Genomic DNA, 13,057 nt, shown 5'->3' with positions numbered 1-13,057 from the left:
GACACCTGGCGGTGCGGAAGGTGCAACCTGAAACAGTCGGTTGGTTGTGAAATTGTTAATCAAACTAGGTAGGTTGGTTACATTTGACAAGGGGGAGGCGAAAGACATGCGCCAAAAATAAGGCAATTTACCAGGCGAATTTTCTGTGAGAGCAGAAGATATGACAGGGATGATTTATTAAACGGCTTAAAAACAGGATAATCGACAGGTGCAACCGATACGTTTTTAGACGTTTCTGGTTATTTCATGAATGTGACAAAAAAAGCGGCGAAATTTAACGCTTAACCTTTCAGAGAGATCTGCTGTTTATCCTGTCGGGCTGCGGTAGGCTGCTGAGAAAGAGGAGGAGCCCACTATGCGAACGTTCCTGAACATTTCCGACGCCTCCCTTGAGGCGATTAATACTGTAGGGCAGTGGCTGGCGCAGGATGACTTTCACGGCGGTGCGGCTTATCCGGCCGACTGCGTCGTGCTTGCCGGTAATGCCGTGATCCCCACCATTGATGCCGCCTGCCGCATCGCGAAAGAGCAATCTATTCCACTGTTGATTACCGGCGGGATCGGGCACTCAACGACCTTTCTGTATGCCGCCATTGCGCAGCATCCCCGTTACAATACGATTCGTACCACCGGACGCACCGAAGCGGCTATCCTTGCAGATATCGCACGCCAGTTCTGGCAGATCCCGGCGGATAAAATCTGGCTGGAAGAACGTTCCACTAACTGCGGTGAAAATGCCCGTTTTAGCGTCAGCCTGCTTACCGAGGTCACCGATCCCATCAATACGGCGATTGTGGTTCAGGACCCCACCATGCAGCGGCGCACTATTGCGACGTTTCGCCGGGTAACCCGTGACAACCCGGATGCGCCGCGTTGGTTAAGTCATCCTGGCTTCACACCGCTGCTTTGCCGGCATGACGACGGTCTTGCTTTTTCCAACATTGATGATCGCGTATGGACCATTGAGCGTTATTTAGCGCTGGTGGCGGGCGAAATACCACGCCTGCGTAACGACGAATCGGGCTACGGACCTTGCGGGCGCGACTTTATTGTTCACGTTGATTTTCCGGCGGATGTGGAAGCCGCATGGCAAACGCTGCACGACGATGAAGCACTCTATGCGGCCCTCACCGATCGCGCTTTGCGTTGAACCCTGCCCGTTTAGCCTTGTTTTCTCCCAAACGGGCATTTTTCCTGCCCTTGCCAGCAACCTTCTTTGCCCCTGAGCGGCCTCTTTTATGAGGCCGCTCACATTATCAAAACACCAGTTGGAATACTGACGGCATGATTGATGTTTATTAACAACAATTTCACTTGTTAAAAACATTTAAATCACAGGAGTAGCGCATGTCAGTACCCGTACAACATCCTATGTATATCGACGGACAGTTTGTGACCTGGCACGGAGAAGCCTGGATTGATGTCATCAACCCGGCGACGGAAGAGGTGATTTCCCGTATCCCGGACGGGCGGGCGGAAGATGCGCGTAAAGCGATTGAGGCGGCAGAACGGGCGCAGATCGGTTGGGAAGCGCTGCCGGCCATTGAACGCGCAGGATGGTTACGCAAAATATCCGCTGGCATCCGCGAGCGAGCTAATGAGATCAGCGCGCTGATTGTTGCCGAGGGCGGCAAGATCCAACAGCTGGCGGAGGTGGAAGTGTCATTTACCGCCGATTATCTTGACTATATGGCCGAGTGGGCGCGCCGCTACGAGGGCGAGATTCTGCAAAGCGATCGCCCCGGCGAGAATATACTGCTGTTTAAGCGCGCGCTGGGCGTGACCACCGGTATCCTGCCGTGGAATTTCCCGTTCTTCCTGATCGCGCGAAAACTGGCGCCCGCGTTGCTCACGGGCAATACCATCGTGATCAAGCCGAGCGAGTTTACGCCGAATAATGCCATCGCTTTTGCGAAGATCGTCGATGATATTGGTTTGCCGCGCGGCGTCTTTAACCTTGTGCTCGGTCGTGGTGAAACGGTCGGACAGGAGCTGGCGGGGAATCCTAAGGTGGCGATGGTCAGCATGACCGGCAGCGTGACGGCGGGAGAAAAAATTATGGCCACCGCCGCGAAGAACATCACCAAAGTATGCCTTGAACTGGGGGGCAAAGCGCCAGCTATCGTTATGGACGATGCGGATCTGGCGCTGGCGGTGAAGGCGATTGTTGATTCTCGCGTCATTAATAGCGGGCAGGTCTGTAACTGTGCCGAGCGGGTGTATGTCCAGAAAGGTATTTACGATCGGTTTGTCACGCGTCTGGCTGACGCGATGAAAGCGGTTCAGTTTGGCAATCCCGCCGAGCGTAACGACATTGCGATGGGACCGTTGATTAATGCGGCTGCGCTGGAACGTGTGGCGCAAAAAGTGACGCGTGCGGTTGAAGAAGGCGCGAAAGTGGTGCTTGGGGGTAACGCGGTGGAGGGGAAAGGCTACTTCTATCCACCGACGCTGTTGGTGGATGTGCGCCAGGAGATGGCGATCATGCATGAAGAGACTTTTGGTCCGGTGCTGCCCGTCGTCGTCTTTGATACGCTGGATGACGCGCTGGCTATGGCGAACGACAGCGACTATGGCCTGACCTCGTCGATTTATACGCAGAATCTCAATGTAGCGATGAAAGCTATCAAGGGACTCAGGTTCGGCGAAACCTACATCAACCGTGAGAACTTTGAAGCCATGCAGGGTTTCCACGCGGGCTGGCGCAAGTCAGGTATCGGTGGCGCGGACGGTAAGCACGGACTGAACGAGTATCTGCAAACGCAGGTGGTTTATCTGCAGTCGTAGCGTAAAGGCCGGGGTATTCACAGCGCGGGCGAGCAGAAGAAAAAAGGGCGGAGGAGCCTCTCCGCCTTGTTGTTAAAGCGTAACGTATTTTTCCAGCGTACGAACGAGTTGGGTGACGAATCCGTACTCGTTATCATACCAGGCCACGGTTTTCACCAGTTGCAGATCGCCCACCTCGGTAATCTCTGTTTGAGTGGCGTCAAACACAGAGCCAAAGTGCGAGCCGATAACATCCGATGAGACGATTTCGTCGTCGGTGTAACCAAAAGATTCGTTGTTATCGGTGGCCTGTTTCAGTGCGTTGTTCACCTCTTCGGCGGTGACTTTTTTATTCAGAATGGAGACCAGTTCCGTAACGGAGCCCGTCTTCACCGGGACACGCTGAGCATGGCCCTTCAGCTTGCCACTCAGTGCCGGGATCACCAGACCAATGGCTTTCGCCGCGCCGGTGGTATGGGGGATAATGTTTTCCGCTGCCGCGCGGGAGGCGCGCAGATCTTTTCCACGGGGACCATCGACCAGTGACTGGGTGCCGGTATAGGCGTGAATGGTGGTCATGGTGCCCACCTGAATGCCAAAGCTGTCGTGGAGCGCTTTAGCCATTGGCGCCAGACAGTTAGTTGTGCAGGATGCGACCGAGACAATCACATCGCTTGCCTGCAGCGTGTCATCATTAACGTTATAGACGATGGTTTTCATGTCGCCAGCGGGGGCGGAAATCAGCACTTTTTTAGCCCCGGCATCAATGTGCGCCTGAGATTTCTCCTTCGAGGTGTAAAATCCGGTGCATTCAATGATAATTTCCGCGCCTTTGGCCTTCCATGGGATATTTTTCGCGTCTTTCTCCGCATACACGGCAATCTCTTTGCCATCGACAATCAGCGCATCCTCGGTGAAGTCAACGCTCCACGGGAAAGGACCATAGTTGGAATCATGCTTCAGCAAATAAGCGAGGATTTTCGGCGAGGTGAGATCGTTAATGGCGACGACATCGACGTCGCTTTTGACCTCCAGTAAACGACGCAGTACCAGACGACCAATACGACCAAAACCGTTAATGCCAATTTTACTCATGGTTTACTCCTGTCAGGATGTAGCAGTGCGGTCTCTTTTTCCTTTCCAGGCTTAGTTCACTCTGGCGGGATGAGCAATCGCACTTCTTGCCGTTAAGCCTAACTGACTGAAAAACGATGAAGAAAAGTTAATGAATTTTTAACAAAAGCTCGCTATGTTGACGCTTTACGAATTTACTCAGGACGTATTATGGGCAATAAGTATTCAGGCCTGCAGATTGGAATTCACTGGCTGGTATTCTTACTGGTGATTGTGGCGTACTGCGCGATGGAGTTTCGTGGGCTTTTCCCTCGCAGCTACCGTCCGGTTATCAATATGGTGCATGTTTCATGTGGGATGAGCATACTGGCGCTGATGGTCGCGCGGCTCGTCGTTCGACTGAAATTCCCCGCGCCGCCGATTGAGCCAAAGCCTAAGCCGATGATGACCGGCCTGGCGCATCTTGGGCATCTGATCATTTACCTGTTGTTTATCGCGTTGCCGGTGATAGGCCTGATGATGATGTATAACCGCGGAAATCCGTGGTTCGCGTTTGGGATGGTGATGCCGCATGCGGCTCAGGCCAATCCAGATGCCGTGGCTATGCTGAAATCCTGGCATATTGTGCTGGCGAACCTGGGCTACCTGGTCATTGCGTTACACGCCGCCGCCGCGCTGATGCATCACTATATGTGGAAGGACAATACGTTGCTGCGCATGATGCCCCGTAAGCGGGGATAAAAACGGACGCTGATCGTCGAACGCGCGGGGGCTGGCGCGCGCTATGTAAGATGCTGGCTTTGATATTGTCTGCTGTACCTTTTGGCCCCGGTGGAGAAAAAGATCAACCGGGGCCTATGTCTTTCAGGGATCTCTTTATTTCAATGATGGCCTGTACCTGTTACTATACCCCCCTATAGTATGCAGGAGGGCCTATGCCACATTCACCTGAAGATAAAAAACGGATCCTGACCCGCGTCAGGCGCATACGAGGGCAGGTTGATGCGCTCGAACGCGCGCTGGAGTCTGGCGAACCTTGTCTGGCTATTTTGCAACAGATTGCCGCTGTCCGCGGTGCGTCTAATGGTCTGATGGGCGAAATGGTTGAAATCCATCTCAAAGATGAACTGGTGAGTGGAGAAACCACGCCGGACCAGCGTGCTGTGCGAATGGCGGAAATCGGTCACCTTCTTCGCGCTTATCTAAAATAAACACATCACCTCGCAATAATAGGGAAGAGAGATATGAAATCACGTGCAGCAGTTGCTTTTGGCCCTGGTCAACCGCTTAAAATTGTTGAAATTGACGTTGCGCCGCCCAAAAAAGGCGAAGTACTGGTGAAGATTACCCATACCGGGGTTTGCCATACCGATGCGTTTACCCTGTCCGGCGACGATCCTGAAGGCGTGTTCCCGGCCGTGCTCGGCCATGAAGGCGGCGGTGTGGTGGTCGAGGTGGGGGAAGGCGTCACCAGCCTGAAACCCGGCGATCACGTTATTCCGCTTTACACCGCAGAATGTGGCGAATGTAAATTCTGTAAATCCGGAAAAACCAACCTGTGCCAGGCTGTACGCGCCACGCAGGGTAAAGGTCTGATGCCGGATGGTACTACCCGTTTCTCTTATAAAGGCGAACCCATTTATCACTATATGGGTACCAGCACCTTCAGTGAATACACCGTGTGCGCCGAGATTTCGCTGGCGAAGGTTAATCCCCAGGCGCCGCTGGACAAAGTCTGCCTGTTGGGTTGTGGCGTGACCACCGGTATCGGTGCCGTACACAACACGGCGAAGGTAAAAGAAGGCGATACCGTTGCGGTCTTTGGGCTTGGCGGAATTGGTCTGGCTGTCATTCAGGGGGCGGTTCAGGCGAAAGCCGGGCGCATTATTGCCGTTGACACGAATCCGGAGAAATTCACCCTGGCGGGCGAGCTGGGTGCGACCGACTTTATTAACCCGAAGGACTACGATAAACCGATCCAGGACGTGATTGTTGACCTGACCGACGGGGGGGTGGATTTCAGCTTTGAATGTATCGGTAATGTCGACGTCATGCGCGCCGCGCTGGAATGCTGCCACAAAGGCTGGGGCGAGAGCATCATTATTGGCGTAGCCGGTGCGGGTCAGGAGATCAAAACGCGTCCGTTCCAACTGGTGACTGGCCGTGTCTGGCGCGGTTCCGCGTTTGGCGGTGTAAAAGGGCGTACGCAACTGCCGGGGATGGTAGAAGAGGCGATGGCGGGTAAGATCCAGCTGGATCCGTTTATTACGCACCGTCTGCCGCTGGAACAAATCAACGAGGCCTTTGACCTGATGCATAAAGGCAAATCGATTCGTACCGTTATCCATTTCGGCGATAAGTAATCCCTTTGCCAGCGGAGCCTCCGCTGGCATTTTTCCTTTCTTTAGCAAAAATGTTGTCAAAGTGTGACGAAGTCAGCGCTTTTTGCGATAAGTAAACCTTCCTGAATGCCGATGACTATCTAACGGGCGTGTATCACGCATAAATCCAATAAGAGAGTCGACGGTCATGGACAACACATCATCGATGCAAGCACCGCATAAGCTGGGCTTCCTGCATCAAATCAGGCTGGTTCCGCTGTTTTCCTCCATTCTCGGTGGCATCCTTTTACTTTTCGCGCTAAGCTCCGGCCTGGCCGGTTATTTTCTGATGCAGGCTGACCGCGATCAGCGCGACGTCACGGATGAAATTCAGGTGCGAATGGGGTTATCAAACAGTTCTAACCATCTGCGTACCGCGCGGATCAACATGATCCACGCCGGTGCGGCAAGCCGTATTGCCGAAATGGACGACATGAAAGCGAATATCGCGGCGGCGGAAAAGCGGATTAAACAGTCTGAAGATGGGTTTAATACCTATATGGCGCGGGCGGTGAAAACCCCTGCTGATGAAGCGCTGGATGGCGATCTGAACAGCAGTTTTCAGGCATACCTGGCCGGTCTGCAGCCTATGCTGAAATACGCTAAAAACGGCATGTTCGAAGCTATCATTAATCACGAAAGCGAACAGGCGCGGCAGCTTGACGACAACTACAACAAGATCCTTCTGAAGGCCATTGAGATACGCACGGCGCGCGCTACACACTTAAGCGAGCAGGCGCATCAACGCACCCGTTTAGGGGTAATGTTTATGATTGGCGCCTTTGCGCTGGCGTTACTGCTGACGCTGATGACCTTTATCGTCCTGCGTCGCACCGTGATTCGTCCGTTACAACATGCCGCCCAGCGCATTGAGCAAATCGCGGCGGGCGATCTCACCATGCAGGATGAGCCGACAGGTCGCAGCGAGATTGGCCGTCTGAGCCGCCATTTGCAGCAGATGCAGCGTTCGCTGGTAAACACCGTCGGCGCGGTGCGTCAGGGGGCAGAGGAAATCTATCGCGGCACGAGCGAGATCTCCGCAGGCAATACCGACTTGTCGTCGCGTACCGAGGAGCAGGCGGCGGCAATCGAACAGACCGCCGCCAGCATGGAACAACTGACCGCGACGGTAAAACAAAACGCCGACAATGCGCACCACGCCAGTAAACTGGCGGAAGACGCGTCTGGTAAAGCCAGCCGTGGCGGCCAGATGGTGTCCGGCGTCGTGCAGACAATGGGCAATATTTCCACCAGTTCGAAGAAGATTTCCGAAATTACCGCTGTGATTAACAGCATTGCGTTCCAGACGAATATCCTGGCGCTCAACGCGGCGGTTGAAGCCGCCCGCGCCGGTGAGCAGGGACGCGGGTTCGCCGTTGTCGCCAGCGAAGTGCGTACACTCGCCAGCCGTAGCGCCCAGGCGGCAAAAGAGATAGAAGGCTTGATCAGCGAATCGGTGCGTCTTATCGATCAGGGGTCTGGCGAAGTGGTGGCGGCGGGGAACACCATGACCGATATTGTCGACGCGGTGAAACGGGTGACCGATATCATGCTGGAGATTGCGGCGGCGTCGGATGAACAAAGTCGCGGCATCGTCCAGGTAAGCCAGGCGATTTCCGAGATGGATAAAGTCACTCAGCAGAATGCGTCACTGGTGGAAGAAGCTTCTGCCGCCGCCGCGTCACTGGAAGAGCAGGCCGCACGACTGACGGAAGCCGTAGGCGCGTTTCGTTTACAGAGCGGAAGCGGCGTCACGCGGACGATAACGGCCCGCCGCGCGCCGGAACCTGTTCCGACGCCGGTCACGGCTGGCACAGACAACTGGGAAACCTTCTGACGGTTATCAACCACGGGCCGGATAGGGCGCATTCACGCCGCCATCCGGCCAGGCGGTTGCGTTTATAGCGGCATGGATTTACGAATCGCGCCTATCAGCGTTTGCGCGCCGGAAGAAAGCGGTGAGTCCACGCGGGTAAGAATACCAATGGGCTCGCCCGCGCCCTGGGTCGGCACCGGCAGGGAGACCAGTGTCGCCTGGCGCAGATCTTCTTTCACCGCCCCGGATGGCACAAACCACACGTAGTCGTAGTCGACGGTAAGCTGGCGCGACAGCGAGGCCGAAAGCGTTTCGATACAGCCGGTGGGCAACTTGCAGCCCTGGCTTTGCAATAACGCCTCGGCGTTTTGCCGTGGCACGGTGCCTTTCGGCGACACCACCACGGGCCACTCCATGACCCGACTGAGAGTGACATTTTCCTGCAATAGCGGATGATCGGGTCGGACAACCAGCTTTAATGACTCGAGAAACAGCAGTTCGTAGTTCAGGCCGCTCATCAGTTCCGGATCGGACATCCGGCCAATGCCGATGTCAATCTCGCCGGATTTCAGTCCCGCCAGCAGCATAGTGTTATTCATGGTGGCCACCTGCAGGGTGGTCTCTTTTTGCTGTTGATGAAACGGGCCAATCACTGCAGGCAGGATACCCAGCGCAGCGGTGGGCAGCGCGCCGATTCTCACTACATCATTGTTTAGACCTTCTTTACGGTTTAGCGCCTGTCCGGCCGTATTGAGCGCATCAAGCACTTTTACCGCATGGGTCAGAAACTGCTCCCCCGGAAGGGTCAGTTGGGCGCCAAGTCGCCCGCGTTCAAACAGGCGGGTTCCGGTCAACTGCTCCAGCTCGTTCAGCGTTTTTGACAGCGCGGGCTGGCTGAGGTTAAGGGTTTCGGCTGCACGCCCCAGTGTTCCTTGTTGAGCGACAGCGACAAATGTATGAAGATGGCGCAATCGGATGCGCTGACTGAACAAACTATTTTTTTCCATAAGCGATGTTAAAAACAGAGCCGTGCCGGTGACAAGTAAAGTTGTTTGTTTTTGATAACTTGATTGCAAAATATAATTAACATTTAACTCATTTAAGTAACAGCGATTTCTCTGCGGAGGGGAAAATGATTCATGTCATAGGCCACCTTAATCCAGACAGCGATGCGATATGCTCGGCGTATATGACCGCGTGCTGGCTTCAGATGCGCGGCTTACCGGCCACGGCCTGGCGTCTCGGCGAACCGAATCGCGAAACCCGCTTTATCTTCGAACAGGCGGGGCTGGACATGCCGCCGTTGTTGACCCTGCCGCTCACCGGACTTGACGTCTGGCTGGTGGACTTTACGGAGCCATCACAAGGGCCGGAAACCCTTCAGCCCAGCAATGTTGTTGGCATTATTGACCATCACCGACTGGGCGGGCTAATGACCCGCCTGCCGCCGGAGGTGTGGATTAAACCGGTTGGCAGCAGCGCCACATTGCTGTGGCAGTTAATGACGCCACAGCACAGGGCGCAGGTCACTTCCGCGCAAGCGCAATTACTGCTGGGCGCCCTGTTAAGTGACACTGTCACGCTAAGATCGCCCACGACCACTGACGACGATCGTCAGGCGGTAGCCGAACTGACGGAACAGGCAGGCGTGACGTTAAGCGCCTTTAGTGAGGGATTATTAAGCGCGAAAACCAGCGTGGAAGGCTTAACCGCCAGCGCGCTTCTGCAAAAGGATACCAAGCGCTTCACTCTTCATGGGTTGCAGGTCAGCGTCGCGCAGATCGAGCTTTACTCTCTGGATCAGGTATCCGGCGTGCTGGAAGCCCTGCGAGGCGAGATGGCGGAATACGCCACCCGCAGCGGCGCGGATCTGGTGGCGCTGATGCTGACCGATATTAACGCCGGGCATTCGCAGCTGTGGTTTGCCGGTTCACATCAGCCGGCGCTGTCGCAGCCCGTGACGGTCGAGGGTATGCTGAGTCGCAAGAAACAGATGTTGCCCTGGCTGGAGAAGCATCTGGCCTGATGCAAAACGTCAGCGGGCTGAAGCCCCAGCCCGCTGCTACCGTTAAACGTCAAAAAAGACCGTTTCTTTTTCGCCCTGCAGATGAATATCAAAGGTATAGACCGTCTCGTCGCCGCGCTGAACACGCCGGGCAATGAGCGTCTGGCGGCGAACTTCCCATTCGATCAGGTTTAGCACCGGGTCGCGCTGGTTCGCCTCAGGTTCATCGGCAAAATACATCCGGGTGTGCAGGCCAATATTGATGCCCCGGGCGACAATCCACAGGTTAACGTGCGGCGCCATGACCCTGCCGTCACGCCCGACGACGCATCCCGGTTTGATGGTTTCAAAGCGCCAGACGCCGCTGTCGAAGTCGGAACAGGCGCGTCCCCAACCGCGGAAATCAGGGTCAAGTTTTTTATCTTCCTGATGGTCGGCTGGATGGTTATACCGTCCGTGGGCATTGGCCTGCCAGATTTCCAGCAGCACATCGCGCACCGGTGTGCCGGAACCGTCGATCACCCGGCCTTCAAGGGTAATACGCTCACCTTCGGTATGGCTGTTGGTCAGCGTGGCGCTGACGTTTTTCTCAAAGATCTGAAAGCCTGCCGCGTCCGGCGCTAACCCAATATGCACATACGGTCCCGCCGTTTGTGAGGCGGTTTCCGGTAAATAATCTTTCATCGTGCGACCCCCTGAGTCCGGTTTTCAAACAGTGTGGCGCGCTGGCCTCGCAGCACCAGATCGAAACGGTACGCCAGACAGTCCAGCGGAACGGCGGCGTGGGTGTCCAGTTCGGCAATCAGGGTGCGAACAGCGTCGTCGTTGTTGAGGGTTCTGACAATGGGACACTGCCTGATAAGCGGGTCGCCTTCAAAATACATCTGGGTGATCAGACGCTGGGCGAAGGCATCGCCGGACAGTGAAAAATGAATATGCGAAGGACGCCAGTCGCTGGCCTGATTACGCCACGGATAGGGACCTGGTTTGATGGTGCGGAAAAAATAGTAGCCGTTTTCATCGGTTAACACGCGTCCGCAGCCGCCAAAATTGGGGTCGATAGGCGCGAGATACTGATCTTTCTTGTGGCGGTAGCGGCCACCCGCATTCGCCTGCCAGACTTCAACCAGCGTATTTTTCATCGGACGACCGAAGCCGTCACGAACATAGCCGTGGACAATAATACGTTCGCCAATCGGTAAACCGTCTTTGGCGTAATTCATGATCAGGTCGTTGTCCAGCGGACCCAGATCGCTATCGCTGAATACCGGACCGGTGATTTCCGATAATGAGTTTTGCAAAGAGATCAGCGCATTGCGCGGCGAACGCAGCACGCTGGTTTTGTAGCCAGGGGCAAAGGCCGGCGGATGGCTGTTGTAGTCGCGATGAATGACCTCGCGGGCGAAACGGTTATCTTGCATAGCGGGCTCCTGTACGGGTAAGAGAATTATTGTTTTCAGGTCGCCTGCCAGAGTTTCTGTAAATACAATGTTAATTAAAAGTGAATTTATGTCGATTATTACATAGCTGTGAGTTATAGAAGGGGGGCGCAACGCGACGGGCCGAGTTTCGGCGGGATCACACTTTGTAAATTCTTCCCCACGGAATGAACGGCCTTTTCTACACTCCAGGTAACATTCACTGGAGACATGACATTATGGCGAACAGCATCACGGCAGATGAGATTCGGGAACATTTTTCGCAAGCAATGTCAGCGATGTACCAGCAGGAAGTTCCGCAGTACGGCACGCTGCTCGAACTGGTCGCTGATGTCAATCTGGCGGTACTGGAAAATAACCCCACCTTGCACGAAAAACTGGCTAACGCCGACGAACTGGCCCGTCTGAACGTAGAACGGCACGGGGCGATACGCGTCGGGACGGCAGAGGAACTTTCCACGCTACGGCGCATGTTTGCGATCATGGGCATGTTTCCGGTCAGCTATTACGATCTTTCTCAGGCTGGCGTACCGGTGCATTCGACGGCGTTCCGGCCCGTCGATGACGCCTCGTTATCGCGAAACCCTTTCCGGGTCTTTACTTCGCTGCTTCGCCTGGAGCTGATTGAAAATGCGGCGTTACGTCAGCGCGCGGCGGAAATCCTCGCCCAACGTGATATTTTTACGCCGCGTTGCCGGGAACTGCTTGATGTCTGGGACAAGCAAAACGGTTTCGACGCGGCACAGGCGCAAGAGTTCGTCGAGGAAGCGCTGGAAACGTTCCGCTGGCACCGTCATGCTACCGTGGACGCGCAAACCTATCTGGCGCTGCATAATGAGCACCGACTGATTGCCGACGTGGTCTGTTTTCCTGGCTGCCATATTAATCATCTCACGCCGCGCACGCTGGATATTGACCGTGTACAGGCGATGATGCCGGAATGCGGTATCGAACCCAAGATACTGATTGAAGGCCCGCCGCGTCGCGACGTGCCGATCCTGCTGCGCCAGACCAGCTTTAAAGCGCTGGAAGAACCCGTGTTGTTTGCTGGCGAAAAGCAGGGCACACATACCGCGCGCTTTGGCGAAATTGAGCAGCGTGGGGTGGCGCTGACCGTCAAAGGACGGCAGCTTTATGACGCGCTGCTCCAGCGCGCCGGGACCGGGAAAGTCAATTTGACGCATCAATTGCATTTGCAGGAGGTGTTTAAAGCATTTCCCGACAGCGAATTCCTGTTGCGCCAGCAAGGGCTGGCCTGGTTCCGCTATCGACTGACGCCGACGGGCGAAGCGCATCGTCATGCCATTCACCCTGGTGACGACCCGCAGCCCCACATTGAACGCGGTTGGGTGGCGGCGCAGCCCATTACCTACGAAGATTTTTTACCGGTCAGCGCAGCGGGCATTTTCCAGTCAAACCTGGGAAATGAAACCCAGGCGCGCCGTCATGGTAATGCCAGCCGCGACGCGTTTGAGCAGGCGCTGGGATGCCCGGTGTTGGACGAGTTTACGCTGTACCAGGAGGCGGAGGAGCGCAGTAAACGGCGTTGCGGCCTGCTTTAATCAAGGTATGCTGT

12 protein-coding genes are annotated in these 13,057 nt (G+C 55.3%); 8 read left to right on the top strand and 4 right to left on the bottom strand.

Annotation, left to right across the window (positions count from 1 at the left end):
* Positions 1-355 precede the first annotated feature (355 nt).
* Positions 356-1,150 (top strand): YdcF family protein, encoded by a 795-nt coding sequence (locus OOJ60_RS04980; protein ID WP_205612050.1) that lies wholly within the window; start codon positions 356-358, stop codon positions 1,148-1,150.
* 197 nt (positions 1,151-1,347) lie between these two features.
* The gene (gene aldA / locus OOJ60_RS04975; RefSeq protein WP_181823141.1) at positions 1,348-2,787 is read left to right on the top strand and encodes an aldehyde dehydrogenase; all 1,440 of its coding nucleotides are present in this window, start codon (positions 1,348-1,350) and stop codon (positions 2,785-2,787) included.
* A 72-nt stretch (positions 2,788-2,859) separates the two neighbouring features.
* Here aldA and gap read toward each other — a convergent pair whose 3' ends face one another.
* Positions 2,860-3,861 carry a type I glyceraldehyde-3-phosphate dehydrogenase gene (gene gap, locus OOJ60_RS04970; protein ID WP_042283212.1) on the bottom strand — a complete coding sequence of 334 codons (1,002 nt, stop codon included), beginning with the start codon at positions 3,859-3,861 and terminating at the stop codon, positions 2,860-2,862.
* A gap of 189 nt (positions 3,862-4,050) precedes the next feature.
* On the opposite strand from gap, the gene cybB reads away from it, so the two are divergent.
* The 4 genes from cybB to OOJ60_RS04950 all read left to right on the top strand — a co-directional run bounded on the left by cybB (position 4,051) and on the right by OOJ60_RS04950 (position 8,058).
* Positions 4,051-4,581, top strand: coding sequence for a cytochrome b561 (gene cybB, locus OOJ60_RS04965; RefSeq protein ID WP_042283210.1), 531 nt, complete (start codon positions 4,051-4,053; stop codon positions 4,579-4,581).
* Between the two features lie 194 nt (positions 4,582-4,775).
* Positions 4,776-5,051, top strand: coding sequence for a metal/formaldehyde-sensitive transcriptional repressor (locus OOJ60_RS04960; RefSeq protein WP_003833178.1), 276 nt, complete (start codon positions 4,776-4,778; stop codon positions 5,049-5,051).
* A gap of 33 nt (positions 5,052-5,084) precedes the next feature.
* Positions 5,085-6,203, top strand: coding sequence for an S-(hydroxymethyl)glutathione dehydrogenase/class III alcohol dehydrogenase (locus OOJ60_RS04955; protein ID WP_060571240.1), 1,119 nt, complete (start codon positions 5,085-5,087; stop codon positions 6,201-6,203).
* Between the two features lie 166 nt (positions 6,204-6,369).
* The gene (locus OOJ60_RS04950) at positions 6,370-8,058 is read left to right on the top strand and encodes a methyl-accepting chemotaxis protein (RefSeq protein WP_233470874.1); all 1,689 of its coding nucleotides are present in this window, start codon (positions 6,370-6,372) and stop codon (positions 8,056-8,058) included.
* 62 nt (positions 8,059-8,120) lie between these two features.
* Here the strand turns inward: OOJ60_RS04950 and OOJ60_RS04945 are convergent, their stop codons facing one another.
* Positions 8,121-9,044, bottom strand: a complete 924-nt coding sequence (locus tag OOJ60_RS04945; RefSeq protein ID WP_205612049.1) for a LysR substrate-binding domain-containing protein — start codon at positions 9,042-9,044, stop codon at positions 8,121-8,123.
* 125 nt (positions 9,045-9,169) lie between these two features.
* Here OOJ60_RS04945 and OOJ60_RS04940 point away from each other — a divergent pair, with 125 nt between their 5' ends.
* On the top strand, positions 9,170-10,063 hold the full coding sequence (locus OOJ60_RS04940) for a manganese-dependent inorganic pyrophosphatase (protein WP_205612048.1): 894 nt from the start codon (positions 9,170-9,172) through the stop codon (positions 10,061-10,063).
* Positions 10,064-10,105: 42 nt separating this feature from the next.
* On the opposite strand, the gene pcaG is transcribed toward OOJ60_RS04940, so the two are convergent.
* Together pcaG and pcaH are read right to left on the bottom strand one after the other, a co-directional pair.
* Complete coding sequence (pcaG, locus tag OOJ60_RS04935) at positions 10,106-10,726, bottom strand: protocatechuate 3,4-dioxygenase subunit alpha (protein WP_199957720.1); 621 nt, start codon at positions 10,724-10,726, stop codon at positions 10,106-10,108.
* A complete protein-coding gene (gene pcaH, locus OOJ60_RS04930; RefSeq protein ID WP_042283191.1) occupies positions 10,723-11,463 on the bottom strand; it encodes a protocatechuate 3,4-dioxygenase subunit beta in 741 nt (246 codons plus the stop codon). Before pcaH ends, pcaG begins: the two co-directional genes overlap by 4 nt.
* A gap of 236 nt (positions 11,464-11,699) precedes the next feature.
* On the opposite strand from pcaH, the gene hglS reads away from it, so the two are divergent.
* A complete protein-coding gene (hglS, locus tag OOJ60_RS04925) occupies positions 11,700-13,043 on the top strand; it encodes a 2-oxoadipate dioxygenase/decarboxylase HglS (RefSeq protein ID WP_205612047.1) in 1,344 nt (447 codons plus the stop codon).
* Positions 13,044-13,057 lie beyond the last annotated feature (14 nt).

It is taken from the genome of Citrobacter sp. R4, from assembly GCF_026719175.1.
GTDB classification, from domain to species: domain Bacteria; phylum Pseudomonadota; class Gammaproteobacteria; order Enterobacterales; family Enterobacteriaceae; genus Citrobacter_A; species Citrobacter_A sedlakii.
The sequence above is the reverse complement of the archived record's forward strand: the minus strand, read 5'-3'. Positions and strand labels throughout refer to the sequence as shown.